The following is a 26985-nucleotide window of genomic DNA, read 5'->3' as shown; positions in this document are numbered from 1 at the left end:
GAGCGGCGGCCTTAACAGAGGCTGCCGCAGTTAAATCGGTTTATTGCTGGTGGGGCGCTGGTTGCCTGGTCGGAATAGACGGCGTTGTCTCCGCGGGCTTCTCCGGTTCTAACGGTGTCCAGTCGGCCAACTGAGCCAGCAGACGTTGTTTGTGGGCAACCTGACGGCGAAGCTGGGACAACGACTGGGCATACCGTTCAGGATGCTTGCGTTGCAACTGGGTAAAGCGTGCTTCGCGGCTGACCAACGCTTCTACATCCTGCTTGGGTGGTTTGGAGTCCAGTTGCAGTGCGGCGCGGCCTTTGTCCAGACGGCGCGGATCAAAGCGGAACAGCGGCCATAACCCGGTTTCGACCATCAGTTGCTGGTGGCTGACGCCTTCTGCCATGTCATAGCCATGGGTAATGCAAGGCGAATAAGCGATCACCAGAGACGGGCCGGGGTAAGCTTCGGCCTCTTGCAAGGCTTTGACGGCCTGATTCATGTTTGCGCCCAGCGCGATTTTGGCGACGTAGACATTGCCGTGCATCATCATGTGAACCGCGAGGTCTTTGCCGTCGCTGGTTTTTCCCTGACTGGCAAACTTGGCAATAGCGCCAGTTGGGGTGGCTTTAGACTGCTGCCCTCCGGTATTGGAGTATCCCTGAGTATCCATCACCAGCACGTTGACGTTATCGCTCCCGGCGAGGACATGGTCTAACCCGCCAAATCCGATGTCGTAAGCCCAGCCGTCACCGCCGACAATCCAGTTGCTCTTCGCGACCAGATCGTCAGATCTGGCCAGCAGCGCATCTGTTTCTGCATTCTCGGCAAGGTATTCTTTGAGTGTTGACAGGTTCTGGCGCTGACGAATGACTGCAGCCTCGCTGCTGTCGAAAGCATCTTGGCGGATTTGTGTGGCCAGCTCTTCCGGTAGCAGGGCCTGACTGTCGCTCAGCAGGCTCAACGCTCGGTCTCGCTTGCTGTTCAGGGCGAGGCGCATACCTAGCCCGAACTCGGCGTTATCCTCAAACAGGGAGTTTGCCCAGGCTGGGCCCCGGCCCTGGCTGTCGGTGCTGTACGGCGTTGTCGGCAGGTTCCCGCCGTAGATGGATGAGCAGCCGGTCGCGTTAGCTATCAGCAGGCGATCGCCAAACAGCTGAGTCAGCAGCTTAATGTAGGAGGTTTCGCCGCAGCCGGAGCAGGCTCCCGAGAATTCAAACAGGGGCTGCAGCAACTGACTGGAGCGCGCGTCAATCCGTTTGATGTCAATGCGCTTGAGCTCAGGCAGAGTCTGGAAATAGGCAAAGTGTCGCTGCTGTTCAGTCTGTTGCGGGGCTTTGGCCGACATGTTCAGGGCTTTTCGGACCAGCTGGCCGGGTTCAGGGCTCGGCTCACTGGCTGGGCACGCTTCGGTACACAGATTACAACCGGTGCAATCCATCGGCGATACTTGCAGGGTATAGGCCTGACCTTTGAAATCCCGTTGTTTGTAATCGGTGTGTTTGAAACCAGCCGGTGCCTCGCTCAGCTCGCCCGGAGCAACGGCTTTGGCCCGGATTGCCGCGTGTGGGCAAACCAGCGTACAGATATTGCACTGGGTACACAAATCCGCTTCCCAGACCGGGATTTCCTGCGCGATGTTGCGTTTTTCCCACTGTGAGGTCGCCGTCGGCCATTTACCGTCAACCGGGAATGCACTGACCGGCAACAAGTCACCTTTGTCGGCCATCATCAGAGCGGTGACCTGTTGGATAAATGCTGGCGCATCCGGGCTGACCACCGGCGGGCGAGAGTGTGCTGCGCTGGCTTGTTCCGGAATAGCAACCTGTGCCAGGCGGGCAACGGTGGCGTCAACCGCGGCATGGTTGGCATCCACAATGGCCGGTCCGCGTTTGCTGTAGCTGCGGCTGATGGCTGCTTTCAGCGCGCTCAGCGCTGTGTCTATCGGCAGCAATTCGCTCAGGGCAAAGAAAGCGGCCTGCATCACGGTGTTAATCCGATTTTTCAGACCCAGCTGACGGGCCAGGCTGACCGCGTCGATAACATAGAGTCGGAGCTGTTTGTCGATAATCGTGCTTTGCACTTCGCGTGGCAGATGTTGCCATACCTGATCAGCCGGGTACGGGCTGTTCAGCAGCAGGGTTGCCTGCGGTGCTGCTTTCTCGAACATGGCCAATTTATGAATGAATTCAAATTGGTGACAGGCAATAAATTCGGCCTGTTCAATCAGGTAGGGCGCTTCGACTGGCACGGAATCAATACGCAGATGAGAGACCGTCACCCCGCCGGACTTTTTCGAGTCATACACAAAGTACCCCTGCGTATGTAGCGGAGTATGTTCACCCAAAATTTTCAGGGTGTTTTTATTGGCACTGACTGTACCGTCGGCACCTAAACCGTAAAACAGGGCACGGAATCGGCTCTCTGGCTCTCTCAGTGGCTTTACGGGTTGAGGGAGTGACAGGTGAGTAATGTCATCCTGGATACCGACCGTGAAAGATTGGTGCAGGGTTCCCGTCTTGAGGGCTTCAAAGACGCGGGCAGCATGGGCCGGGGTAAACTCCTTAGAGGAAAGGCCGTAGCGGCCGCCTACGATATCCGGCAAGTGCGGATACTGTGACTGGCGACAGGCCTGTTGCAGGGCGGCGCACACATCTTGATACAGCGGCTCGCCGGTTGCCCCCGGCTCTTTGGTGCGATCCAAAACTGCAATGCGTTTGATGGTAGCGGGCAGAGCGTCAATAAAATGCTTGAGCGAGAACGGCCGATACAGATGTACGGTAAGCACACCCACGGCATGGCCCTGCTGGTTGAGAAAAGCAACGGCCTGCTGGACAGCAGCGCTGGCAGAGCCCATCACAATGATGATATCGGTGGCCGCCGGATCACCGTGGTAGGTGAACGGCTGGTAAAAACGGCCGGTCAGGCGGCCAAATTGTGTCATGCAGTCGGCCACCACATCCGGGCAGGCTTGATAAAACACATTGGCGGCTTCCCGTGCCTGGAAGAATGTGTCCGGGTTTTGGGCGGTTCCGCGTAAGCTGGGTGCGTCCGGCGTCAGCCCGCGCTGATGAAACGCCTCGACATGAGCCGGGTCGATCATCGCCTGCAGGGTATGGTCGTCGATAAACGCGATCTTATTGATTTCGTGCGAAGTGCGGAAACCATCAAAGAAATGCACGAAAGGGATTCGGCTGGCCAGTGTTGCGGCCTGACTGATCAGCGCAAAATCATGCGCCTGCTGGACACTGCCGGCAGCCAGCATGGCAAACCCTGTCTGCCGTACAGCCATGACATCGGAGTGGTCACCGAAGATAGACAGCGCGTGGGTGGCAAGCGTGCGAGCAGCCACGTGCATGACAAATGGCGTCAGCTCTCCGGCAATTTTGTACATATTCGGGATTTTCAGCAGCAATCCTTGAGAAGAGGTGAAAGTGGTCGCGAGCGCCCCGGCCATTAATGCGCCGTGAACGGCACCGGCGGCACCGCCTTCCGATTGCATCTCAATAACGCGTGGTACCTGTCCCCACAGGTTTTCCCGACCTTGCGATTCCCATTGTTCACAGGCTTCGGACATCGGCGATGACGGCGTGATCGGGTAGATGCCGATAACCTCATTGCAGCGATAAGCCACGGAGGCTGCGGCTTCATTGCCATCTATAGTGACAAACACGGGGGTAGATGGATTTGCCGGTATCATTGCTTTGTCTGCGATACCGGGTTGCTCAGTAATAGACATGACTCACTCCTGCGACTGAACACAGTACCGGCCTTCTGGGTGCCGATGTGGTGAAAGGGAGGTGGGCCAACCCCAAGTGGGTAGCGAGAGGCCGGCCCGGAAGTGTACGACGGTGCTGAAAGGCTTACGCGTCAACCACACTCAGCGTTGGCTGAGGATTGAGCATGGCGTCCAGATCCGTTTTGACATCACTGGTGAGTTTCAGGTTGAACTGCTGTTGCAGGAATTCAAAAATGGCCTCATTCACAAATTCCGGTGGATTCGGGCCCAGATAAATGTTCTGGATACCCAGATTGAACAGCGCCAGCAGAATCAGTACGGCTTTCTGCTCCATCCACGACAGAACGATGTTGACCGGCAGATCATTGACCGGAACGCCCATGGCATCGCTCAGTGCCAGCGCAATCATGACAGCGCCGTAACTGTCATTACATTGGCCCAGGTCGATATAGCGAGGAATCTCGGTGCCGGGTACTGTGCCAAAATCATGGTCGTTGAAACGGAACTTGCCGCATGACGAAGTCAGGATGATGCAATCCTTCGGGATAGACAGTGCCAGCTCCCGGTAGTAATCATTTTGTTTGCCTGGTTTATCGCAGCCGGCAACTACAAAGAACTGTTTGATTTTCCCACTGTTTACCGCCCCCAGGATTTGCGGTGCCAGCCCCAGAATAGTTTTGTAGTTGTGGCCGGTTGTTAGGGTCTCGTCGCTGTCGAAGCCTTCAATATCCGGCAGGCTCAGCGTGTGTTCAATCAGCGGAGCAAAGTCCTCGCCCAGCTGACGGCAGCCATCAATGCCGACAATACCGTAGCGGTACAGGCGATCAGCATAATCAGCGCGTCCTGTCAGCGGCACGATGCAGTTGGTGGTGACAATAATAGTGCCGTTCCATTTCTGGAACAGCTGTTTTTGGTCGAACCAGGCTTTACCGATGTTCCCTTTAAGGTGCGGGTACTTACGCAGCTCCGGGTAGCCGTGCGCCGGCAACATTTCGGAGTGGGTGTAGATGTTGATGCCTGTTCCTTCGGTCGCGATCAGCAGCCGTTCCAGCAGTTCCAGATCGTGGCCAGTGACCAGAATACCTTTGCCTTCTGCTTTGTTCTGCGGGACACATACCGGGGTCGGTACGCCCAAACGCTGATGATGGGCTTCCCCAAGGCGTGACATGATTTCGCTGCCGGCAGCGCCGACTTTCATTAGTTGCGCAATGTGTTGGTCAAAGCTGAAATTCACGTTGGTCAGGGTGAAGTACAACGTTTCTGCAATGACATCATCAACCGACTTGGTGGCGGCCCCCAGATCATTGGCATGCGTACGGTAAGCTGACAGGCCTTTCAGACCAAAAATCATAATATCCTGCAGGCGAGACAGAGTGTCATCTTTACCGCAGGTTCCCTGCGTTTTCCCGGAGCTGCCGCAGCCGCCGGTTTGAGCCATGGAACATTGGTGGCAGAACATTGCTAGGTTAGACATCGTTGCATCCTTAAAGGTGTATTTGTATTGCATCTTTATGGGGGTGAGAATACGGTGATAACCAGGTGCGATCATTGATCAAGATCAGGGATGAATATAAAGATATATATCAGATATAACTTATGTGGGGGTAAACAGCGAAATTAACGCTTTAGGGGTATCCGGTAATTGCAGCGAAGCCATTGGAACACAGATGGAACTCTGAGTGTTGGGAGCGGAGCGGAGTGACAGGTGCGAAAAATGAACCAGAGAGGGGGAAAGAGTGCCTGATTTCATCAGCACACAAAGTCTTATCAGGCCAATAAAAAGAGCGCCTGATGGCGCTCTTCTCTCTTAACCGGGTTGGTCTGGTGCAGTGGGCGACTATGCCGTCTGCTGCTGACCGGTTACCGCAGTCTGTTCGTCTTCTTCTGGCTCATCAATGGCTTTTGGTGGGCAGCGGTCAACAAACCAGCCCATGTAAGACGAGATGATGGTTACCAGAATACAGACGAAGCTCAGCCACATGAACGGTGCGTATGAGAAGGTGGCAACACCCAGAATACTCGCCATGTAGATGCCGTTGTCACTCCAAGGCACCATGCCTGATGTCAGCGTACCGCCAAATTCGGCGTTACGGGACAGGTTCTTACGCTGGAAGCCCAGACGGTCGTAGTTCTTGGCACAGATTTTTGGCGTCAGAATCAGCGATACATACATCGCCGAGCCAAATACGTTGCCCAGAAACGCTGTTGCGATCGTCGACACTGACAGGCTGCCTGCAGAGTTAACACGCTTCTCGAACATTTTAGCGATGGTTTGCAGAACACCGACTTTATCCAGCAGGCCACCAAAGCCCAGACCGAATACGATAACAGCCACTGAGCCCAGCATGGATGACATGCCGCCGCGGTTTAGGATGGCATCGATGAAGTCTACACCAGAGTTAATCGAGAATGGTGCCCATGCAGTATTAAAGGCAACCAGTGGATCCATGTCCTGAATCAGTACCGCCCAGGCAATACCCAGCAGTGAACCAAAGGAAATCACCGGGAATGAAGGCATGCGCATTGCCAGCAGCGCCAGCACGATAATCACAGGGACAAAGGAGAAAGGAGAAATCACAAACTGTTGTTCCATCGCGGTGATCACAGATTCAACCTGTGACATGTCCACGTTACCGGCGTAGTGGAAACCCACAGCCGTAAACAGGATACCGGTGATCACGTAGCTGATCAGTGCGATTGGCAGCATGCCTTTGATGTGTTCCACGATTTCAACGTTAGACATTGAAGATGCCAGGATCACGGAGTCAGACAGCGGAGACATTTTGTCACCGAAGTAACAGCCTGACAGAACCGCACCGGCAGTCATTGGTGCCGGAATTCCCAGCCCCTGACCAATCCCCATCATAGCGATACCGGCTGTACCGGCCGCACCCCATGAAGTACCGGTAGCCAGAGCTGTCATGGAACAGATCAGCATGGTTGCCAGCAGGAAGATAGACGGGTGAATGGCTTTCAGGCCGTAGTAGATGATCGTCGGAACAATACCACCGGCAATCCAGGTGCCGACCAGCGCCCCCACGGCAAGCAGGATAAGGACAGCGCCAAGACCGTTAGCGATACCTTGAGTTGCCGCTTTTTCCAGCGATTTGTAATCGTGACCAAGCTTGAGACCAAGCAACATAATGACAAACCAGCCGATATAAAGTGCCAGCTGGATTGGTAGATCTAGTTTAGCGGTGAACGAAAATGCCAGCGCAAGAAAGATACCAAGCGCGATAACAACCTGTGTCAGCGATGGTAGTTTCACAGTCTGTGTGTTCATACTTCTAACCTTGTAAGTTCGAACCTGTACATAAAAGCAGCCTCCTGTTTGCTTGTAATAATTGGAGGCAGGTATTTAATAATTCTTATGGCAGGATGCCCAATATAGGTGCCAACGTTAAATCGCCGCTACTCTAGCCGATTGCTGGAGGTGCGGCGATAGAAAATGTCACTTTCTGTGAGCTCATCCAACCACTTCGATAAAACACTTAAAAAAACATAAATACTATTTAAATTAATGTTAATTTTGCGTGTGAATGTTGTGTTTTGGTTGTTTTTTAACTGTGGATATTAGTTGTGTCCTTTTGTGTATTTCCCTGTGTTTGCAGTTTTAAAGATAATTTTTATCTAATAATTCAGATTAAAATATCGCCTGTATTTTCTTTTATAGGTTATCAGTGTGTGTTGAAATGATCAAAAAAAGTGATGAGTTAAATTTATGATGTTACGTTGCATTTTTTGATTATTGGCTATGTTTTTGTTCATTATCATTTGTTTCGGTGGTTGTTTGATCCAGATGTGGCTGATTTCTGGCCCGCAAATCTCGACAATTGAAAGCATGAATTTGCAGCAGTTGAACACCAGGGAAATGATCTCGCCGAGTAATTCCATTACACTGAAGTGATTTTTCTTACAGCGCCGGTGCATAAATTACTTGTGTTTCGGGGCTGAAATTAATATAGATGAGGGCTGGCTGTCGTTACTGCTATCGACAACGTCATGCCAGTGAAATGATGTTTTCGATAGTTCAACCGATAGGAAATGATCAGGGAGTGTTGTGCACATGATGAAAGTAGGCTTAGTGGGTTGGCGCGGTATGGTGGGCTCTGTCCTAATGCAGCGCATGGTAGAAGAAGGTGATTTCAATCTGATTGAGCCGGTTTTCTTTTCTACCTCCCAGATTGGGATTCCTGCCCCAAATTTTGGTAAAGATGCCGGTGTCCTTCAGGACGCGTTTGATATCGAGAGTCTGAAAAAACTGGACGCTATCATTACCTGTCAGGGTGGCAGCTATACCGAGAAGGTGTACCCGCTGCTACGCCAGGCTGGTTGGAAAGGCTACTGGATTGATGCCGCGTCAACGCTGCGAATGAAAGATGATGCCATCATTGCGCTGGATCCTGTGAACTACGATCAAATGGTTCAGGGTCTGCACAAAGGGGTGACCACGTTTGCAGGCGGTAACTGTACTGTCAGCCTGATGCTGATGGCTGTTGGCGGTCTGTACAAAGCCGGTCTGGTTGAGTGGATGACGGCGCAAACCTATCAGGCGGCGTCAGGTGCCGGTGCCAAGAACATGCGTGAACTGATCAGCCAGATGGGCGTGATCAATGACGCAGTATCAAGTGAGCTGGCTGATCCATCTACCTCTATTCTGGATATCGACCGTAAAGTGGCTGAGGTCATGCGCTCTTCAAACTTCCCTGCCCAAGAATTTGGTGTACCGCTGGCGGGCTCTCTGATTCCGTGGATCGACGTTAAGCGCGACAACGGCCAGAGCAAAGAAGAGTGGAAAGGTTCGGTAGAAACCAACAAGATCCTGGGTACGGAAAGCAACCCGATTGCTATCGACGGTACTTGCGTACGTATCGGCGCAATGCGTTGTCACAGCCAGGCACTGACGCTGAAACTGAAGAAAAATGTGCCGCTGGACGAGATTGAAGAAATCATCGCATCTCACAACGATTGGGTGAAAGTGATCCCGAACGATCGCGATATCACAGCACAAGAACTGAGCCCGACGAAAGTAACCGGTACGCTGACTGTGCCAGTCGGGCGTCTGCGCAAACTGGCCATGGGCGACGACTTCCTGAATGCATTCACCGTTGGTGATCAGCTTCTGTGGGGTGCTGCGGAGCCGCTGCGTCGTACGCTGCGTATTATTCTGGCTGAAAAACACTAAGTGCCAGAACAACCTGCCGAAAGCAAGGTTGGTTCACAAACACCAAAAACGTCTGCCCTTGGCAGGCGTTTTTTTATGCCTGCTGTTTGGCGGCAACGTTATAGCGGGAATAAACGGGAGCGGCGGGGAAAAGAGAAAAAACAGCCCGTGTGCACGAGGGAAGAAAGCCAATAGGTTCTGGCTGGGCAGAAAACAAAACGCCTGCACAAGGCAGGCGTTTAGAGAGTCTGAAACAGACTCGGGATACGTTGTTAACCGGGCAGATTAAGCAGCCAGGTTTTTCGCAACGAATTCCCAGTTAACCAGAGCCCAGAACGCGCTCATGTAGTCTGGACGCAGGTTGCGGTAGTCGATGTAGTAAGCGTGTTCCCACAGGTCAACAGTCAGAACTGGAGTTACACCTTCTTCAGTCAGAGGAGTACCAGCGTTAGACGTGTTAACGATGTCCAGAGAACCGTCAGCTTTTTTCACCAGCCAAGTCCAAGAAGAACCGAAGTTGTTGATTGCTGCGTCAGTGAACTTCGCTTTGAACTCTTCGAAAGAACCAAACGCTTTAACGATAGCGTCAGCCACTTCGCCAGTTGGCTCACCGCCACCATTTGGGCTCAGGCAGTGCCAGTAGAAAGTGTGGTTCCAGATTTGAGCTGCATTGTTGAAAACGCCGCCAGTAGAAGTCTTGATGATTTCTTCCAGAGATTGGTTTTCTAGCTCAGTACCTTCGATCAGACCGTTCAGCTTAACCACGTAAGTGTTGTGGTGTTTGCCGTGGTGGTACTCAAGAGTTTCTTGAGAGATGTGCGGCTCAAGAGCGTTGATTGCATAAGGTAGAGCTGGTAGTTCAAATGCCATTGCTCGGTTCTCCATTTTGGTTTGGGGGATATCCCCTCGACATTGCTTCCAGTCGGCATCAGCCAACTTTTTTGAAACTGACTCACATCGAAAGGACCGCGGTACCTGAATAACTATAATTTTAAGGTAAAGGGCCGTTTGCGACTTTGAAATCATTTTAGCAACTTTTTTCTTTATTAAAAGTGTTCGGGGTAAAAAAGTTCGGTCTTGAATAACCCTATAATTAAGTCCTGTTTTTCTCCTGGCTGACAAAGTAGAATGAGGGACTGATATATTTAACTTATAAGCAAGTCGTAAGAGGAAGCTATGGAAACCATCGACAAAATTAAGCAGCAGATTGCCGAAAACCCAATTCTGTTGTACATGAAAGGCTCACCAAAACTGCCTAGCTGTGGCTTTTCTTCTCAAGCTTCTCAAGCACTGATGGCTTGTGGTGAGAAGTTTGCCTACGTCGATATCCTGCAAAACCCAGATATCCGTGCTGAACTGCCTGCTTACGCACAGTGGCCGACTTTCCCACAGCTATGGGTTGAAGGTGAACTGATTGGCGGTTGCGACATCATCATTGAGATGTTCCAGAAAGGTGAACTTCAGCCGCTGATCAAAGAAGCTGCTGAGCGCCGTGACGGTGCCGCTGCCGAATAAGGCATTATTGCTGAACGCAACTGAAATCCCGGCCAAATGGCCGGGGTTTTTGTTTATCTGCAGGGCAATAAGCCGGTGAAAGAAAAAAGACCGCCGAAGCGGTCTTTTTGTCTGATCCCCTCATGAGGGAACGGATGATTTGGTTAGTGTCGCTGAGATTACAGCACCATGGCCGCCAGCCAACCAAATGCAATAAGCGGCAGGTTATAGTGGATGAATGTCGGTACGACGGTTTCCCATATATGCTCGTGCTGCCCATCAGCGTTAAGGCCAGATGTCGGACCCAATGTAGAGTCTGAAGCCGGGGACCCCGCGTCACCCAGCGCGGCAGCAGTACCTACAAGCGCAACGGTTGCCAGCGGTGAGAAGCCGAAAGTCAGACACAGCGGCACATAAATAGTGGCCAGAATCGGAATCGTCGAGAATGATGAGCCGATACCCATAGTTACCAGCAGACCCACAACCAGCATCAGCAGAGCTGCCATCGGTTTGTTGTCGCCAATGACGTCTGCCAGAGAGCTGACCAGCGTTTCTACGCCGCCTGTGGCTTTCATCACTGAAGCAAAGCCAGCCGCAGCAATCATGATGAAACCAATCATCGCCATCATGTGAACACCTTTAGTGAACACATCGTGGGTTTCTTTCCACTTAATCACACCGGCGAACGTAAACACCATAAAGCCAATCAAACCACCGATGATCATTGAGCCACTGAACACCTGAGCACCCAACGCGGCTACAATGGCAACCATGGCGATATACACATGGTGCATGTTAATGGTGGCGTGTTCAGGCTCGTTGGCCAGGATTTTCTCTTCCGAGTATTCACGTGGCTTGCGGTAGCTGACAAACACGGCCAGCAGCAGGCCAAACACCATCCCCATCGCCGGTAACAGCATCGCGTAAGGTACCTGAGCCGCGCTGACATCCAGACCGTTGTCATGCAGATTTTTCAGCAGGATGTTGTTTAGGAAGATACCGCCAAAGCCCAGCGGCAGCACCATGTACGGAGTCACCAGGCCGAAAGTCAGTACACAGGCGATCAGACGACGATCCAGCTTCAGCTTGGCAAAAACATGCAGCAGGGGCGGGATGACAATCGGAATGAAAGCAATATGTACCGGGATCGCGTTCTGAGAAGAGATGGCTAACAGCACAAGAATGGTAAGAACGGAATATTTAACGCCGGTTGCCGCCGCCGCATTATGGTGGCCGCTAATACGGGTAATGACTTTTTGCGCCAGAACATCTGTGATGCCTGAACGGGAAATGGCTACGGCAAAGGTGCCCAGCATTGCGTAACTTAGCGCGGTTGTTGCTCCGTCACCTAAGCCGCCTTCAAAGGCAGAGATCGTTTCAGCCAGGGGTAGTCCGCCAATCAGACCGCCGAGTATGGCACTGAAGGTAAGCGCGACAACAACATTTACCCGCATCAGTGCGAGCAAAAGCATTACGCATACCGATATCACTACAGGGTTCATATACTTAAGATCCGTCCGTTGTGTATGTCATAAAATTACGTGTTACTGCAAAGGTATGCAGTATTTCTTATTTATTTTTGGCTTTTTGCTCAAAAACGATCAGTTTGCTGAAAAATGACAACATGTCGAGTAAAAATTCATATTCGCGGCAAATTTCTTTATCTGTGCGCCATGTCTTATCGTTGTCATCATGGTCTGCCTATACTGGTTCAGCCAGAACATTATCTAGAACCAGTCGTTAGATCATAGCGTTATAACGGCTGACTAACCACTCTGCCGGCTGCGTTTATCTGCCCGGCGTTTTCAACATGGAGTTTGTTATGAGCGTACTTGTAGGCCGTCCTGCCCCTGATTTTACTGCCGCTGCTGTATTGGGTAACGGTGAGATTGTTGAGCGTTTCAACCTGAATGTGCACATTGAAGGCAAGCCGGCTGTTCTTTTCTTCTATCCACTGGATTTCACTTTCGTATGCCCATCTGAGTTGATCGCTTTTGATAAGCGATACGACGAGTTCAAAGCACGTGGCGTGGAAGTGATTGGCGTATCGATTGACTCACAGTTCACCCACAATGCTTGGCGTAACACGGCGGTGGAAGACGGCGGTATCGGTGCTGTCCAATATCCGCTGGTGGCTGATACCAAGCATGAAATCTGCCAGGCGTACGATGTTGAACATCCGGAAGCCGGTGTGGCTTTCCGTGGTTCATTCCTGATTGATAAACACGGTATTGTGCGTCATCAAGTCGTGAATGATCTACCTCTGGGGCGTAATATCGACGAAATGCTGCGTATGGTCGATGCGCTACAATTCCACGAAGAGCACGGTGAAGTGTGTCCGGCGCAGTGGGAAAAAGGAAAAGAAGGGATGAACGCGTCACCAGAAGGTGTCGCTAAATACCTGTCTGCTCACACTGACGATCTGTAATCACTTTCATTGGCCCTTGCGCTGGCGTGATACGCAAATACTGTGAAGCCAGAAGATATCAATGAATTAAGAAACACCCAGAAGTAAGAAACAATCAATAGTAAGAAGCAATCAATAGCGTCACAGATAATCAAAGGCTAGCCGGTTGGCTAGCCTTTTTAGTTCATACAGTGGACGCGACATGGTTTCTGGCTGGTGAATCCATGCCGTGTCATTTGGTGTGTGTAAGCTTTAACGTATTGAGATTAATTGCGTTAAATACAGTCATCAGAACGTATAGTTAACTTGGGCTGAGCCCGCCCAGGCGTCGCTTTTCGCACTGCGGAACGGGTATTCCTGCCCATCCACATACGTTTCTGTAAATGTATCCCTTTTTCCTCGGATGTACATGATACCGACATCGAATGACCACTGAGAGGTGTAGCGATAAGTCGCGCCTGTCGCATACCAGTAACGGCTGGCATCAGGAATGCTCAGCGTTGCGGCACCGGCTTGCTCATCGTAGGAATACCCGGCACGTAAGGTCCATTGCGGCGATAAAAAGTAAGTGGCACCGATGGAATAACGGAAACTGTCATCAAAATCTTCTTCTTTCAGTAGACACAAGCTGTTGCGGCATTCCTTACTGGTTGCCCTGAGCTCTTTAAACTCACTCCACTGGGTCCACTGAATACTATAATGAAGCGCCCACTGGCTGGTGAACTGATGATAGCCACTAAATTCTGCAATGGCAGGGAGCACCACGGTTAAGTCACTGGTTGTTTTTTGTGGGGTATCAGACGAGGCGCCGGGAATACTGGCACCCTGAGAGTCAACAAATTCACCGCTGAAGTCCAAATCCACCTGCGACCGATAATTAAGGCCAAAGCGATGATTGGCATTCAGCTCCCACAGTATCCCGGCATTCCAGCCCCATTCCCAGGTGTCGCCGGTCATCTTGACGAGATCCTGGGATGGCGATATGCCGTAAGCGGTCGACAACCCGCCAAAATGCCTTTTGAGTTCCGCATCGGCGTAAACCAGTGACACGCCTGCGCCGACACTCAAGTGTTCATTGATACGCCATGCCAGGTTTGGGTTGATGTTGATGGTCAGTAAATCCGTTTTACCGGCCAGTGACCCGAAATGGGCTTCCGTCGGGTATTCGGTGGCGACGCCATAGGACGAAAACAGCGCCAGCCCCCATGCCCACTGGTCGTTGACCGGCTGGATGAAGTAAGAGGCCGGTATTGCCGCAAATGGCGCGATGTCATTGTATCTCTGAGGTGGCTCGGTATTGAGTGTTTCAATATCGACTTCCGGGTTCAGTAAGGTTAATGCGCCGGCAATCTGTATGCGGTCAAATCGGGTCATTGATGCCGGGTTATGGGCCAGCGACGCGGCGTTGTCGGCAATGGCCGCTTCGCCGGCAAATGCTCTGCCAAGTCCAGAGGCGGAGTGCTCATTCACCTGAAATCCGGCAGCAAATGTGTTGAATGACAGGAAGATACAAGTTGCAGGAAGGAGCGTGGGTGCGATTTTTCTATCCATGATGTTCGCCTTTTAATAATTCTGATTGTTCTGTCCGTGAATGAAAATTGTTGAACCTCTCCAGTCGGTCAAAAGCAGTATAAAGACGGAAAAACCCATTGTTAACATGTCGTTAACAATGGGTTTTTTTATAAAATATACGAAAACTCAGCGTCTTAATTTCAAAGTGGTCAATAAAAATGAAATGACCGTTTGGATTATTTACTCTATTGATTGCTCTGTGAGACTTCTTTTCAGAAGCGCGGTGAAGGTGTTGTTTGAATGAATCAGGCGCTAAAAGTGCGAGCGTTTAATTTTCACTGTGTCTCTTTTTTTCTGCGTTTTCGTATTTGCTATTACGATCACAAAATAGATTGCGATGGCGCAGCGAAATGTCGGGCTATGACAAACCGTAAAGAGAAAATCAAAGAGCAAAGGGCACGTAGCATGAGGACAAAATAAAAGAGGCCAGCTTAAACGCTGGCCTCTTTACGCTACGAATAGCGGGGTGTGACGGTGTGTTATTCCGGTTGAATCAGCGTGCCATCCGCGACAAAAACACCTTGACCGCCGCTGGCGTTAAAGGTCGCAACTTCCAGTTGGGCCTCATTGGTAGCGGCTTGAGCCGTACCCGGGTCAAGAGGATTCCCTTCGCCATCGACCAGCTGAGGCGCAATCACTGTGCTGTGCTGTGCCAGCGAGCCGCTGTTAAAGCGGGCAATGTGTCTGACTTCACCACTGCTGTAGTTGTTCAGATCATCCAGTTTCAGCTGTTTGGCTAACGGTTCTGTACCACCCATAATGCTGAATTTCATGGTTTGGTTCGGAATGACACTGTCATTGGCCGCTTGCATCACGTACACCGGGCCGTTGACATCTTTCGCCAGGTTATATGGATCCACTGTATCCAGTACCGTTTGTGCAGCGTAGCCAAACTCACTGAAAAGCGCATCAATTGTGCCCTGAGTCGTTGTATCCAGGCTGCCGTAGAAGGTGTTGAAGCATGCTCCGCCTAAAGCGCCTGCACTGCCACAGTTCGCCACATAGGCATCCACTTTTGCTCCCATCAGCAGCGAGTGCTTGATTGTCGGGCCGAAAGTGGCAGATTCCAGCAGCAGGGACGGAATACCACCGCCTGGGTTAGCAAAGGCACCGGAAGTGAAGTTGAATAATGCATCGGCCTCTGGTTTACCCAGCGACTGGTTTGCCAGACGATAAGTGCCAATGCCGCTGATCGCCCCCAGTGAGTGACCAAAGAAACTGACATCCTGCGTATTCATCTGCGTAAGCAGCGGGTGGCCACCTGCTTGCATGATTGTCAGAGACGTACGTACCCCGAGATCATCAATGATGCTTTGGCGGATATTGTCACGTGCCACATTCAGGTATTGCAGGTTCATGTAAACCGATGCGGTGGCCGGAGTGGTGACGGTACCGTCAGCTAACGCTCGCTCACCATGCAGAGGATGATCAATCGCGATGATTGTTTTCGGGGTCATGCCTGCGGTTGATGCTGCGCCGATATGCTGGGCAGCAAAGACAAACGCGGTTTCTTTCACAGAAGTGATACCGTGCTGATAGATAACGGCACCGGCATCAGCCGCATTTGCCGGCATGATCAGAACGATCGGAACTTGTTTGACCGATTTGATCTGCGGCAGCGGGCTGTACTGTGTGACCAGACGTTCACTGTCGAGACGAGAGCCATCAGCCAGCGTGACTTTAGCACCGATCAGTTTGATAAACTCGACAGTGTCACCTTGCAGCAGCTTCGTGATGTCGATGCCTTGTAACGATGTCATCACAGCGGCTTTATCCGCATCGCTGCCTTCGGTCATGATGTGCTTGATTTTCGCCAGACTTGGTACTGCGCTCTGCCAAGGCGTTTTCATCCACTCCTGGTTGTCTGTTTCGTCGCTCAGGAAATAAGGCAGGTTGATAGTGCCGGTGAAAACTTGAAGGCCCAGCGTTGTGTATGCCCCTGCCAGTTGATCCAGCGTTGCTTGATCGTTGTTAACCAGCGCGCGCAGTGCCGGGTTGTTGTTCAAAAATGTCGGAATATTATCTACAGGGGTAATATCCATACGATACAGCGAGGTCAGATCCACGTTGTTCGGGTTGGCTTCCCCTTTCCAGATATCACCTGGTTGGCCACCGGCTTGCACTGTCGCAATAGTTTGTGCCAGAACGGCTTTGGTCGTATCCAGCACTTTACCTACAGAGGCGGTACTAAACCAGTTAGAGAAGATGATCTTGCTCTTATCGACGCCCGCGGCAGCAAACGTTGCTTCACTCAGGTGGGTCAGTTGTTGGGCAGGTTCCAGCGCAATGTTTGGGGTTGGGTTAGTCGATTTCAGAATCGAGTAACTGTTGCTCATACCAACCGGGTTACCTTTCGCATCTTTCAGATCAGAGGTCACGGCGTACTGATATTGGCTCGATGGCTTCAATGGTTTGAGCAGGGTAACGATCAGCTTATTGCCGGACGCGACCACTTTAAAATCACCATTGGCCTCTGACAATTTGACCGGTTGAACGTTGGCGTAATCGGCTGACGTCGGGTTACCGGTTTCCAGCATAAAGAAGCTGGCTGCCGCAGTGGTGGCATCCAATGCATTGCCGGTAAACTCGATCACCAGCGGTTGGCTGGTACTCCAGCCGTCATTTTTGCCGAAGGCCACTTCCGGGTTTGAGATATCAGTTGAGTAGGTTTCAGTTCCTACGCTGCCATCAGATTTGATGGTGCCATCGACGGAGTCCATCGCCAGGTACGTTGGCTTGACGATAACGGGATTCGACGGGTCTGAAACAATGTCAAATTTGACTTTGGTTTCTGCTTTCAAGCTCTCGCCAATACTCGGGTCCTGAGTTGGATCGCCGCTGAGTTTGGTGTCATCGCCACAAGCCGTCAGGCCCAGAGAAGAGGCAACCACCAGAGCAAGTAGATGTTTATTCATGTTATGTCCTTTATGCGTTATCAGGTGGTCAGAATCAGAACTTGTAGTTAATCTGTGCTGCGCCTAGCCAGGCGTCGTTTTCACTACGGAATTCGTATTCACGGCTATCGACGTATTCTTCTTCGAAGTTACTGCTCTTGCCGTACAGGTAGGTGATACCCACATCCATCGACAGGTCGTTGTTGTAGGTGTAGGTAAAGCCCGCAGAGTACCAGTAGCGATCGGTATCCGGGATACTCAGTGTTGCTACACCGGCTTGTTCATCAAAGGCGAAGCCTGCACGCAGGGTCCATTCCGGGTTCAGCGTGTAAGTCGCACCGATGGAATAACGGGTGTTGTCGTCAAAGCTTTCATCTTTAAATAGGCAGGTGTTGTTGACACAGTCCGGGCTGGTGGCTTTCAGCTCGGTGAACTCGCTCCACTCTGTCCACTGAATGCCATAGTGGATCGCCCACTGTTTGGTCAGCTGGTGGAAGCCGCCAAATTCAGCAATAGCCGGCAGGGGGATAGACAGCTTGCCATCAACGGTTTTCGGATTGCCCGGTGTGGAGCCGGCAACACCTGACCCCAGGTAATCGGTGAATTTGCCGTCAAAATCCAGGTCAACCTGCGAACGGTAGCTCAGACCAAAGCGGTGGTTTTCGTTCAGTTCCCACAGCATGCCCACATTCCAGCCCCACTCCCAGGTGTCGCCGTTCAGGTTAATCAGCGTCTGACTCGGAGATGTACCGAAAACCGCGCCCAGGCTGCCGAAATGGCGGTTCAGCTCTGCATCTGCATAAACCAGTGAAACACCTGCACCGACACTGAACTGATCGTTGATTCGCCATGAAATGTTCGGGTTCAGGTTAACTGTCAGCAGTTCCGTTTTACCGGCCAGGGCGCCAAAGTTGGCATCGGTCGGGTAATCAGTGGCGAAACCATAGTTAGAGAAAAGGCCGATACCCCAGGCAAATTTGTCATTGATAGGTTGGATAAAGTAACCGGCAGGAACTGCAGCAAATGGTGCCACATCTTCATACGTTTGCGCGGGTGATGAACCGACGGTGCTGATGTCGATTGACGGATCAATCAACGAGATCGCACCAGAAAATTCCATACGCTTGAACCTTGCCATCGCGGCCGGGTTACGCGCAAGAACGGATGCGTTATCTGCGATGGCGACTTCACCAGCAAATGCTCTGCCTAGCCCTGACGCAGAGTGCTCGTTGACCTGGAAACCGGCCGCTTGGGTATTCAGACTAAATAGCGCAGCGGTGACGGCTATGGCCGTGATGGAGATTCTTTTAGACATTATTATTCTTGCCTCTTTGTAGACTTTGCTTCTAGTTCTTCAATCCATGAATGAAAAACAATATATGGCTGTAATGTCTTGAGTGATTCCGCCAGGTGCCTTGGGGGTAACCCTGTATTTAACGTTATTCGCCCTGCTCAAGCGGGGGGATGAAGCACGGCTGTCGACCAGCACATTTTTATTGTACGGAAATCACTTTAAACATGACAAAACAGTGAAAATCAGTATATCGGGCAAACTTAGAAATGTTAACCTAATGTAACGTTATGTTTTTCATATAACTGTCTAATTGAGCATTGTTTAATTGCTTTGCGTTTAAAACGCACAATTAAATTGAGGGGATTGATTTGCAGGTTTGTGACAAAGCCCTGATTTACAGGGCTTGGTCTGAGGTCTGATGAGTTGACTTCGTTTGAATTATGCTTCTTCTTCTAGGTCAGCTGTTTGATTTTCGAAAACCGGCCAGCCCCCTAATTTTTTCCATTTGTTAACAATCTCACAAAATAATTCCGCGGTTCGCTCTGTGTCATACAGAGCGGAATGGGCTTCTTTATTGTCAAATGGGATCCCTGCCGCAGTACAGGCTTTGGCCAGAACTGTTTGTCCGAAGGCCAGCCCACTCAGTGCCGCAGTGTCGAAAGTCACAAACGGGTGGAATGGATTGCGCTTCAGGTTAGCGCGCTCAGAAGCCTCCATCACGAAACTGTGATCAAAGGTGGCGTTGTGCGCCACCATGATGGCACGAGAGCAGCCAGCGTTCTTGAGCTCTTTACGGATTTGCTTGTAGATTTCTTTCAGCGCGGCGTTTTCCGACACGGCACCCCGCAGCGGGCTGAACGGGTCGCGAATACCGTTAAAATCCAATGCTTCCTGATGAATCACCGCGCCCTCAAAAGGCTCGATGTGGAAATGCAGGGTGGTGGCAGGTTTCAGCCAGCCGTCTTTATCCATTTGCAGGGTGACTGCACAAATTTCCAGCAGTGCATCGGTTTTCGCATTGAAGCCTGCCGTTTCAACATCAACGACGACAGGAAAGTAGCCGCGAAAGCGACTTTTGAGAGTATTTAGTTCGTTATCTTGGCTCATAACACGGTGCTGAATAAAAATGAGTCGGCCATTATGTCAGATTCATTTCCAGACCTAAACCTTAAACTGGTTGTTCAGGCTGGCCAAGGACACCCAGGGAGGGAAACGCTAAAGTTTTTGACGAACAGCCCGATACGTTAGGTAATAGAACGGGGCATTGAGAAAGTCCTGGTGTTGAACCGGTCAATACCGCGGTATGATTGCTCTTCTGGCCGGGAATCGGTTCAAACGATGTCACGTTAACGAAAAAGTACGGTGAATGAGTGCGGTAGCAATGATGAAATCTCTTCTCACATATAGCGGTCTGGCGCTTTGCATGGCTATGGCGGTGAATACGTCTGTCTCAGCAAGACAGCTGTATGTCGCTAAACCAGCGCTGTCGAGCTGGAAGGTCGCTGTGGATACCCCACTTGAATGTCGAATGCTGCACACGGTGCCGAACTTTGGTGAAGCACAATTTGTTTCCCGTGCCGGTAAAAAGCTGAATCTGGATTTTGAACTGAAAATGCGCCGCCCGATGGGGCAGAGCAGCAATGTCAGCCTGGTGTCGATGCCGCCACGCTGGATGCCTGGTGACAAGGCCGAACGTATAACCCGTCTGAAATTTTATAAACAGTTCGATGGGTATGTCGGAGGGCAGACGGCCTGGACAATGCTTTCTGAGTTGGAAAGTGGCCGGTATCCAACCTTCAGTTATGCCGACTGGCAGCACCGCAATAAGCTGGTGGAAGTGTCGTTGTCTGCGGTGTCATTTCAGAACTCATACAACCAGTTCAGCCAGTGTATCGACAACCTCTTACCGTACAGTTTCGATGATATCGCCTTTACCGTATTGCATTATGGTCATAACAGCGATGAGCTGAACAAAATGTCTCAGCAGCGCCTGGCCCAGATTGCTGACTTTATCCGCTACAGTGATGATGTGGATTTGGTGCTGGTGGCAGCCTATACCGATGCAGAAGGCAGCAAGGATGAAAATCAGCAACTGTCAGAACGACGAGCCAAGAAACTGGAAGACTACTTTGTGACCATAGGGATGCCGAAAGACCGTATTCAGGTACAGGCGTACGGTAAGCGCCGCCCGATTGCTGACAGCAGTAACCCGATTGGTCGAGGGAAAAACCGCAGGGTAGTGATTTCCTTAGGTCGTTCAATTATTTAACTGGGCGCATTTGGTACTGCCTGAACCGGAATTTTCGCTGTCTTATAAATAATGCGGACCTTATAGCTGAACTGACTAAATTTACTAAGAACAACAATAGTAAGATAGGTAGTGGCTATGAAAAATCTGTTATGGCTCTTAATGTTTTGTACCGGCACTGTGCTGGCTGCGGACGATGTGGTGTTAGGCAGCGACACGACCAAGGTGGATAAAGAGCTGGCGGGCGAAGTGAGCGCTCAGCAAATCACTGAAGAGCAGGCAGAAGAAATGGGGCTGAACAGGGCAGAGACTTATGAACTGACCAGTACGGTCAGTGTCGAGAACCTGGAAATGCAAATCGCCGAAAAGCTTAAAGAAAGCATCATGCCGTACTATTCGATCGAATTTAACGATCCGACATCGGACGACAATATGTATCGTGCGGTCGTGACGGAATATTTCGGCAAGGTGGATTCCGAAGAAAACGCGGGAGATAACGCGGAAGACGAATAGCCTTTTCCGTCGCATCTCGCCATATGTAAAAAGCCCGTAATGCGGGCTTTTTACTGTTTGTTGCCGGAAACCCGAACGGGTTTATTCTTCCGGGTAGACCTTGTCTTTGTACTCGCAGAGGTCTTCAATAATACAGCTGCCGCAACGTGGTTTTCGCGCGACACAGGTATAGCGTCCGTGTAGGATCAGCCAGTGGTGAACATCCACTTTAAATTCCTTCGGTACCACTTTCAGTAGCTTCTGCTCGACCTGATCGACATTCTTACCCATTGCAAACTTGGTGCGATTGGATACCCGGAAAATATGCGTATCGACCGCGATGGTCGGCCAGCCGAAGGCTGTATTCAGGACCACATTCGCCGTTTTACGCCCGACACCGGGTAATGCTTCCAGCGCCTCACGATCTTCCGGTACTTCACCGCCATGCTGTTCAACCAGAATTTTACAGGTCTTGATGACGTTTTCGGCCTTGGAATTGAACAAACCGATAGTTTTGATGTGCTCTTTCACCCCATCGACACCCAGATCCAGCATGGTTTGTGGTGTATTGGCTACTTTGTAAAGTTTGTCTGTCGCCTTGTTAACACTGACATCGGTAGCCTGAGCAGAGAGGAGGACAGCGATCAGTAGTTCAAAGGGGGAGCTCCAGTTCAGCTCCGTTTCCGGATGAGGGTTTGCTGCTCGCAGGCGTTCCAGAATCTGGACACGCTTTTCATTGTTCATAGTTACTTCCAGTTAAAGCTAACAGGTAAATTTGTATTTATAGTTTTGTGCTTGGGTTTAAATCCACCGGACATCCTTGCCCGGCGGGATCGTTTCGGGGCGTTACCTTACTTTGGGCCGATTGCCTTATTGAGCCGAGGTAACCCGGGCGCGTTCAATAACCGGCTTTTCTTTTTCCGCGGCGGTTTTTTCTTCACGCTTTTTATCAATAACATTCTTCAGGGCAATCATAAAGCCTACGCCGATAAATGCGCCTGGCGGCAAAATCGCCAACAGGAAGCTGCTGTCAAAGTGGAACACTTCAATGCGCAGGGCGGCGGCCCAATCACCCAGCAGACGATCAGCACCGTCAAACAGGGTACCGTTACCCAGAATTTCCCGCAGTGCGCCCAGTACAACCAGCGCCGCAGTCATGCCGAGTCCCATCCATAGTCCATCAAGGGCGGCTGGCAGGGCGTTATTTTTGGAAGCGAACGCTTCGGCACGGCCGATGATGATACAGTTGGTCACAATCAGAGGGATGAAAATCCCCAGAGACTGGTATAAGCCGAAGGTGTAAGCATTCATCAGTAACTGAACACATGTCACCAGCGATGCAATGATCATCACAAAGACCGGGATACGGACTTCCGACGGCACCCATTGACGTACCAGAGACACAATCAGGTTTGAGCCCACCAGGACAGCGGTGGTTGCCAGACCCAGGCCCAGGGCGTTGGTGACGGTGGCAGAGACCGCGAGCAGCGGGCAGAGCCCGAGCAACTGCACAATGGCCGGGTTATTATTCCACAGGCCGTTTTTCATCAATTCGTTGTTCATGACCTCAACCTTATCCGCAATTCAGCGGCTGATCGAAAATGTGCTGCTGATTTTGCTGGTAGTACAGTGATACACGTTTTACCGCACCGACCACAGCACGTGGGGTGATGGTTGCCCCTGTAAATTGGTCAAACTCCCCGCCGTCTTTACGTACTGCCCAGCGGGTATCTTTCTCGCCGTTGACTTTTTTACCGGTAAAGCTGTTAATCCAGTTACTGATCCGGGTATCGATCTTGTCGCCCAGTCCAGGGGTTTCATTGTGATTGAGCACGCGAACCCCGGTTACCTTGCCATCAATATTCAGGCCGACGACCAGTTTAATAGCACCACTGTAGCCGTCAGGCGCAACGGCTTCGATAGCGATACCGGTTTTCTGGCCAGCTTTTTCAGCGACATAGGCTGGCATTGGGGTGGGTGTACCCAAATACTGTTCATTGTTGATCAGCGTACAGCTTTTATACAGTTCGTTATCATGGCTGTCGGCCGGGATAACCTGATTGAGTACCTTCAGCAATTCTTTTTGCTGCTGTTCCTGAATCCGGTCTTCAGTCAGCAGATTTGTTACTGAAACCAGAGTGGTCGCCAGCAAGGCAAAAATTGCCAGCAATCCCCCGTTTTTCTTCATTGCATTAATCATTGTTGCTCCATTAATGGCCAAAGGTGCGCGGGCGCGTGTAGTAGTCAATCAAGGGTACACACATATTGGCCAGTAGCACGCTGAATGCGACGCCATCCGGGAAACCGCCAAAGGTGCGGATCAGGTAAACCAGAACCCCAATCAGGGCGCCAAACACGAGTCGTCCTTTCACTGTTGTTGAGGCCGAAACCGGATCGGTCGCGATAAAAAAGGCACCCAGCATGGTTGCGCCAGAAAACAGGTGGAAAACCGGCGAAGCCGTGTTATCCGGGCTGATCATAAAGCCCAGCAGGCTGATCACAAACAGGGCGCCCAGCATACCGACTGGAATATGCCATTGAATGACCCGCATTTTCAGCATGATCAGGCCGCCAATCAGAAAACCGATATTGACCCATTCCCAACCGATGCCGGCAATGGTGCCGAAAACCGGCCCAGCCAGGATTTCAGTGGCGGTGTGGCCTGTTGTCAGGGAAGTCTTCAGGGTGTCCAGCGGCGTTGCCATGGTAACCCCGTCAACAGACAGTCTGAGTTGATGGATGCTGAAGCCGTCGGTGGTGAAACCGGTCAGGACAGCCATCAGGCTATCAGTCAGGCTGACAGGCTCTGCAGCCAGGGATTGTGGCGGCAACCAGGTTGTCATTTGTAGCGGGAAAGAGATCAGCAGAACCACATAGGCAACCATCGCGGGGTTGAACAAGTTTTGCCCCAAGCCCCCGTAAAGATGCTTGGCGATAACGATAGCAAACAGCGTACCGATAACGGCAATCCACCAAGGAGCCAGTGGGGGAATCGACAGACCAATCAATACCCCGGTCAGCAGCGCACTATTGTCACGCAGGTACGGTGTGATTGGGCGCTTACGCAGTTTCAGCACTGCTGCTTCCGTAACAACGGCAACAAGTGCAGCGAGGGCAATTTGAATTAATACTCCCCAACCAAAGAAATACCACTGGGCAGCAACACCCAGTGACGTGCAGAAGATAACCGTGCGCATCAGGCTGCTGGTGCTGCGACGGCTGTGCGCATGGGGTGAGCTGGCAATATTAAACGCCACGGTTATTTTTCCTCATTCTTTTCTTGAGCTTCTTTTGCGGCCTTGCGGGCTTTGGCGCGGGCAATCGCGGCGGCGACAGCGGCTTTCTTCGGATCATCTGATTGCACTACATCAGCCGGAGTTGATGGTGCCTCAGAAACTGGCTCAGCATCGTCGAGACTGCTGTCAGCCTGAGCCTGTTGCGCGGCCTTGCGGGCTTTGGCGCGAGCAATCGCGGCGGCAACAGCGGCTTTCTTCGGATCATCTGATTGCGCTGCATCAGAAACTGGCTCATCATCGTCGAGACTGCTGTCAGCCTGAGCCTGTTGCGCGGCCTTGCGGGCTTTGGCGCGGGCAATCGCGGCGGCGACAGCGGCTTTCTTCGGATCATCTGATTGCGCTGCATCAGCCGGAGTTGATGCTGCCTCAGATGCTGGCTCAGCATCGTCGAGACTGCTGTCAGCCTGAGCCTGTTGCGCGGCCTTGCGGGCTTTGGCGCGTGCAATCGCGGCGGCGACAGCGGCTTTCTTCGGATCATCTGATTGCGCTGCATCAGCCGGAGTTGATGCTGCCTCAGATGCTGGCTCATCATCGTCGAGACTACTGTCAGTCTGAGCCTGTTGCGCCGCTTTGCGGGCTTTGGCACGGGCAATGGCGGCGGCAACCGCATCTTTTTTCTCATCGCCGGAGGCAGAGGATTGCGGTGTATTCGTTGCGTCTACCGATGCACTTTGTGCATCTTCAGCCATTTTCGCGGCTTTACGCTCACGTGCCTGACGTTTACGCTCCTCGCGCAGTTTGGCCATCTCACTGTTATCAGGTACGGCATCGGTCGTTGCGGCTTTCGCAGCTTCGGCCTGTTTGGCTTTGGCGCGAGCAATCGCAGCAGCCACTGCTGGTTTCTTATCGGTCTCTTGGGTCGCGGCGGCCTGTTTGGCTTTCACGCGAGCGATAGCGGCTGCAACAGCATCGTCACCCCCTTTGTCTGCCATTTCCTGGCGGCGGGTGTCGGCGGCTTTCTTGAAGCGTTCTTCTCGTGCTGCTTTATCGCGTTCAAAGCGGGCCTGTTTAGCTTCAAAGCGCTGTTTCGCACGTTCAGCATTTGCGGCTTCTTCACGGCGTGCGTAAATTTCGGCTTTAGCCTGACGGTAGTAGCTTACCAGCGGGATTTCACTCGGGCAGACATAAGCGCAGGCCCCACATTCGATACAGTCGAACAGGTTGTATTCTTCACATTTGTCGAAATCCTCGTCTTTGGCGTACCACTGCAGTTGTTGCGGTAACAGAGACGAAGGACAAACTTCCGCACAGGCACTGCATCGGATACAGGCCATTTCATGGTTGTAGAGCGGTAGTTCGCGGCGTTTGGGCGCAAGAATACAGTTTGTGATCTTGGTGATCGGTACATTCGGGTGGGGCAGGGTAAAGCCCATCAGCGACCCGCCGATAATCACGCGTGGGTATTTTTTGTCTGCTTTATAGCTGTATTTGTCCAGCAGGTAAGAGATTGGCGTGCCCAGCAGAGCAAAAACATTACCACGTTTTTTAATGGCTTCGCCGGTCAGGGTGACGACACGCTCAAGCAGTGGTTCACCATCGATAATGGCGCGCTTAACCGCAAAAGCGGTACCCACGTTCTGAACAATTACGCCGACGGCTGATGAACGTGACTGAGTCGGGACTTCACGTCCGGTCAGAATTTTCACCAGCTGCTTGGAGCTGCCGGACGGGTATTTGGTCGGAATGACACGGATCAGAATATTATCATCAGGCGTGACACACTGCTCCAGCGCTTTGATCGCCTCTGGCTTGTTGTCTTCAATACCGATGATGGTCATTTTGGGTTTGAGGATATGACGAAGGATGCGAATCCCTTCAATCACGTCCTCGGCGTAATCGCGCATCAGGCGATCATCGGCGGTAATGTAGGGTTCACATTCAGCCGCATTAATAATCAGAATTTCAGCCAGACCAAGGCTACCCTGAATTTTCCGTCCGGTCGGGAAACCCGCGCCGCCTAGACCGGCAATGCCGCTGAAACGGATGGCGTCAATTAGCTCGCCGGACTCCTTTTCCTGGTAATCCGGGATTTTATGCTGTGAGCCCCAGGTATCGTTGCCATCAGTCTGGATCACGATACACAAATCGGTCAGACCTGACGGGTGTGCCGTTGTACGGGGCTCGATAGCAGTGATCACGCCGGATGTCGGTGCGTGAACCGGTACCGACATACTCATGCCGCCTTTAGTCAGCGGCTGGCCTTTCAGGACTTTGTCGCCAACAGCAACCAGAATGTCGCCTTTGGTACCGATGTGCTGTTTTAACGGCAGCACCAGTTCGTCCGGAATACCGGCATGAGTGATGGGTGTTTTGTTGGAAATTTTTTTATTTTCAGGCGGGTGAATTCCGCCGGGGAAGTCCCACAGCTGGCCTTGTTTAATTTGTTCGATAATTGACAGCATG

General features: G+C 51.6%; 19 protein-coding genes. 5 read left to right on the top strand and 14 right to left on the bottom strand.

Annotated elements, in window-relative coordinates:
• Window positions 1-40: 40 nt before the first annotated feature.
• The 3 genes from nifJ to nhaC all read right to left on the bottom strand — a co-directional run bounded on the left by nifJ (window position 41) and on the right by nhaC (window position 7004).
• Window positions 41-3721, bottom strand: a complete 3681-nt coding sequence (nifJ, locus tag C9I92_RS03045) for a pyruvate:ferredoxin (flavodoxin) oxidoreductase (protein ID WP_242551823.1) — start codon at window positions 3719-3721, stop codon at window positions 41-43.
• Window positions 3722-3845: 124 nt separating this feature from the next.
• Window positions 3846-5195, bottom strand: coding sequence for a hydroxylamine reductase (gene hcp, locus C9I92_RS03040; protein ID WP_047884029.1), 1350 nt, complete (start codon window positions 5193-5195; stop codon window positions 3846-3848).
• A gap of 363 nt (window positions 5196-5558) precedes the next feature.
• Window positions 5559-7004 (bottom strand): Na+/H+ antiporter NhaC, encoded by a 1446-nt coding sequence (nhaC, locus tag C9I92_RS03035; RefSeq protein WP_047884030.1) that lies wholly within the window; start codon window positions 7002-7004, stop codon window positions 5559-5561.
• Window positions 7005-7790: 786 nt separating this feature from the next.
• On the opposite strand from nhaC, the gene asd reads away from it, so the two are divergent.
• The gene (gene asd / locus C9I92_RS03030; protein ID WP_107193821.1) at window positions 7791-8906 is read left to right on the top strand and encodes an aspartate-semialdehyde dehydrogenase; all 1116 of its coding nucleotides are present in this window, start codon (window positions 7791-7793) and stop codon (window positions 8904-8906) included.
• A 264-nt stretch (window positions 8907-9170) separates the two neighbouring features.
• Here the strand turns inward: asd and sodB are convergent, their stop codons facing one another.
• On the bottom strand, window positions 9171-9755 hold the full coding sequence (sodB, locus tag C9I92_RS03025) for a superoxide dismutase [Fe] (RefSeq protein ID WP_047884032.1): 585 nt from the start codon (window positions 9753-9755) through the stop codon (window positions 9171-9173).
• 306 nt (window positions 9756-10061) lie between these two features.
• Here sodB and C9I92_RS03020 point away from each other — a divergent pair, with 306 nt between their 5' ends.
• Window positions 10062-10400 (top strand): Grx4 family monothiol glutaredoxin, encoded by a 339-nt coding sequence (locus C9I92_RS03020; RefSeq protein ID WP_047884033.1) that lies wholly within the window; start codon window positions 10062-10064, stop codon window positions 10398-10400.
• A 158-nt stretch (window positions 10401-10558) separates the two neighbouring features.
• Here the strand turns inward: C9I92_RS03020 and C9I92_RS03015 are convergent, their stop codons facing one another.
• The gene (locus C9I92_RS03015) at window positions 10559-11881 is read right to left on the bottom strand and encodes a Na+/H+ antiporter family protein (protein WP_047884034.1); all 1323 of its coding nucleotides are present in this window, start codon (window positions 11879-11881) and stop codon (window positions 10559-10561) included.
• Between the two features lie 320 nt (window positions 11882-12201).
• Between C9I92_RS03015 and C9I92_RS03010 the strand changes: the two genes are divergently transcribed.
• Window positions 12202-12807 carry a peroxiredoxin C gene (locus tag C9I92_RS03010; RefSeq protein WP_047884035.1) on the top strand — a complete coding sequence of 202 codons (606 nt, stop codon included), beginning with the start codon at window positions 12202-12204 and terminating at the stop codon, window positions 12805-12807.
• Window positions 12808-13074: 267 nt separating this feature from the next.
• Here C9I92_RS03010 and C9I92_RS03005 read toward each other — a convergent pair whose 3' ends face one another.
• The 4 genes from C9I92_RS03005 to rnt form a co-directional block, all read right to left on the bottom strand.
• Entirely contained in the window at window positions 13075-14337 is a 1263-nt protein-coding gene (locus C9I92_RS03005; RefSeq protein WP_047884036.1) for an outer membrane protein transport protein, read from the bottom strand.
• A 500-nt stretch (window positions 14338-14837) separates the two neighbouring features.
• The gene (locus tag C9I92_RS02990; RefSeq protein WP_047884039.1) at window positions 14838-17273 is read right to left on the bottom strand and encodes a VolA/Pla-1 family phospholipase; all 2436 of its coding nucleotides are present in this window, start codon (window positions 17271-17273) and stop codon (window positions 14838-14840) included.
• 34 nt (window positions 17274-17307) lie between these two features.
• Window positions 17308-18567, bottom strand: a complete 1260-nt coding sequence (locus C9I92_RS02985; RefSeq protein WP_047884040.1) for an outer membrane protein transport protein — start codon at window positions 18565-18567, stop codon at window positions 17308-17310.
• 417 nt (window positions 18568-18984) lie between these two features.
• Window positions 18985-19653: a ribonuclease T gene (gene rnt / locus C9I92_RS02980; RefSeq protein ID WP_047884041.1), complete on the bottom strand. Its 669-nt coding sequence runs from the start codon at window positions 19651-19653 to the stop codon at window positions 18985-18987.
• Window positions 19654-19927: 274 nt separating this feature from the next.
• Between rnt and motY the strand changes: the two genes are divergently transcribed.
• On the top strand, window positions 19928-20815 hold the full coding sequence (gene motY, locus C9I92_RS02975) for a flagellar protein MotY (RefSeq protein ID WP_047884042.1): 888 nt from the start codon (window positions 19928-19930) through the stop codon (window positions 20813-20815).
• Window positions 20816-20932: 117 nt separating this feature from the next.
• Window positions 20933-21307: a hypothetical protein gene (locus C9I92_RS02970; protein ID WP_242551822.1), complete on the top strand. Its 375-nt coding sequence runs from the start codon at window positions 20933-20935 to the stop codon at window positions 21305-21307.
• Window positions 21308-21388: 81 nt separating this feature from the next.
• Here C9I92_RS02970 and nth read toward each other — a convergent pair whose 3' ends face one another.
• The 5 genes from nth to rsxC form a co-directional block, all read right to left on the bottom strand.
• The gene (gene nth / locus C9I92_RS02965) at window positions 21389-22030 is read right to left on the bottom strand and encodes an endonuclease III (protein WP_047884043.1); all 642 of its coding nucleotides are present in this window, start codon (window positions 22028-22030) and stop codon (window positions 21389-21391) included.
• Window positions 22031-22156: 126 nt separating this feature from the next.
• Window positions 22157-22849 (bottom strand): electron transport complex subunit E, encoded by a 693-nt coding sequence (locus C9I92_RS02960; RefSeq protein WP_047884044.1) that lies wholly within the window; start codon window positions 22847-22849, stop codon window positions 22157-22159.
• Between the two features lie 10 nt (window positions 22850-22859).
• Window positions 22860-23486 (bottom strand): electron transport complex subunit RsxG, encoded by a 627-nt coding sequence (gene rsxG, locus C9I92_RS02955; RefSeq protein ID WP_047884045.1) that lies wholly within the window; start codon window positions 23484-23486, stop codon window positions 22860-22862.
• Window positions 23487-23496: 10 nt separating this feature from the next.
• A complete protein-coding gene (rsxD, locus tag C9I92_RS02950) occupies window positions 23497-24543 on the bottom strand; it encodes an electron transport complex subunit RsxD (protein ID WP_047884046.1) in 1047 nt (348 codons plus the stop codon).
• Window positions 24544-24545: 2 nt separating this feature from the next.
• Complete coding sequence (gene rsxC, locus C9I92_RS02945) at window positions 24546-26984, bottom strand: electron transport complex subunit RsxC (protein WP_047884047.1); 2439 nt, start codon at window positions 26982-26984, stop codon at window positions 24546-24548.
• Window position 26985 lies beyond the last annotated feature (1 nt).

It is taken from the genome of Photobacterium ganghwense (assembly GCF_003025595.1).
Classification (GTDB): Bacteria; Pseudomonadota; Gammaproteobacteria; order Enterobacterales; family Vibrionaceae; genus Photobacterium; species Photobacterium ganghwense.
Note: the sequence above shows the minus strand (reverse complement) of the source record. Positions and strands in the feature narration are given on the sequence as shown.

Coding starts and splice junctions, on each gene's coding strand:
- nhaC (WP_047884030.1), bottom strand. CDS start 7,004: ATGAACACACAGACTGTGAAACTACCATCGCTGACACAGGTTGTTATC.
- C9I92_RS03010 (WP_047884035.1), top strand. CDS start 12,202: ATGAGCGTACTTGTAGGCCGTCCTGCCCCTGATTTTACTGCCGCTGCT.
- nifJ (WP_242551823.1), bottom strand. CDS start 3,721: ATGTCTATTACTGAGCAACCCGGTATCGCAGACAAAGCAATGATACCG.
- C9I92_RS02960 (WP_047884044.1), bottom strand. CDS start 22,849: ATGAACAACGAATTGATGAAAAACGGCCTGTGGAATAATAACCCGGCC.
- motY (WP_047884042.1), top strand. CDS start 19,928: ATGATGAAATCTCTTCTCACATATAGCGGTCTGGCGCTTTGCATGGCT.
- rsxC (WP_047884047.1), bottom strand. CDS start 26,984: ATGCTGTCAATTATCGAACAAATTAAACAAGGCCAGCTGTGGGACTTC.
- hcp (WP_047884029.1), bottom strand. CDS start 5,195: ATGTCTAACCTAGCAATGTTCTGCCACCAATGTTCCATGGCTCAAACC.
- sodB (WP_047884032.1), bottom strand. CDS start 9,755: ATGGCATTTGAACTACCAGCTCTACCTTATGCAATCAACGCTCTTGAG.
- C9I92_RS03020 (WP_047884033.1), top strand. CDS start 10,062: ATGGAAACCATCGACAAAATTAAGCAGCAGATTGCCGAAAACCCAATT.
- C9I92_RS02970 (WP_242551822.1), top strand. CDS start 20,933: ATGAAAAATCTGTTATGGCTCTTAATGTTTTGTACCGGCACTGTGCTG.
- C9I92_RS03005 (WP_047884036.1), bottom strand. CDS start 14,337: ATGGATAGAAAAATCGCACCCACGCTCCTTCCTGCAACTTGTATCTTC.
- C9I92_RS02990 (WP_047884039.1), bottom strand. CDS start 17,273: ATGAATAAACATCTACTTGCTCTGGTGGTTGCCTCTTCTCTGGGCCTG.
- rsxG (WP_047884045.1), bottom strand. CDS start 23,486: ATGATTAATGCAATGAAGAAAAACGGGGGATTGCTGGCAATTTTTGCC.
- rnt (WP_047884041.1), bottom strand. CDS start 19,653: ATGAGCCAAGATAACGAACTAAATACTCTCAAAAGTCGCTTTCGCGGC.
- C9I92_RS03015 (WP_047884034.1), bottom strand. CDS start 11,881: ATGAACCCTGTAGTGATATCGGTATGCGTAATGCTTTTGCTCGCACTG.
- C9I92_RS02985 (WP_047884040.1), bottom strand. CDS start 18,567: ATGTCTAAAAGAATCTCCATCACGGCCATAGCCGTCACCGCTGCGCTA.
- nth (WP_047884043.1), bottom strand. CDS start 22,030: ATGAACAATGAAAAGCGTGTCCAGATTCTGGAACGCCTGCGAGCAGCA.
- asd (WP_107193821.1), top strand. CDS start 7,791: ATGAAAGTAGGCTTAGTGGGTTGGCGCGGTATGGTGGGCTCTGTCCTA.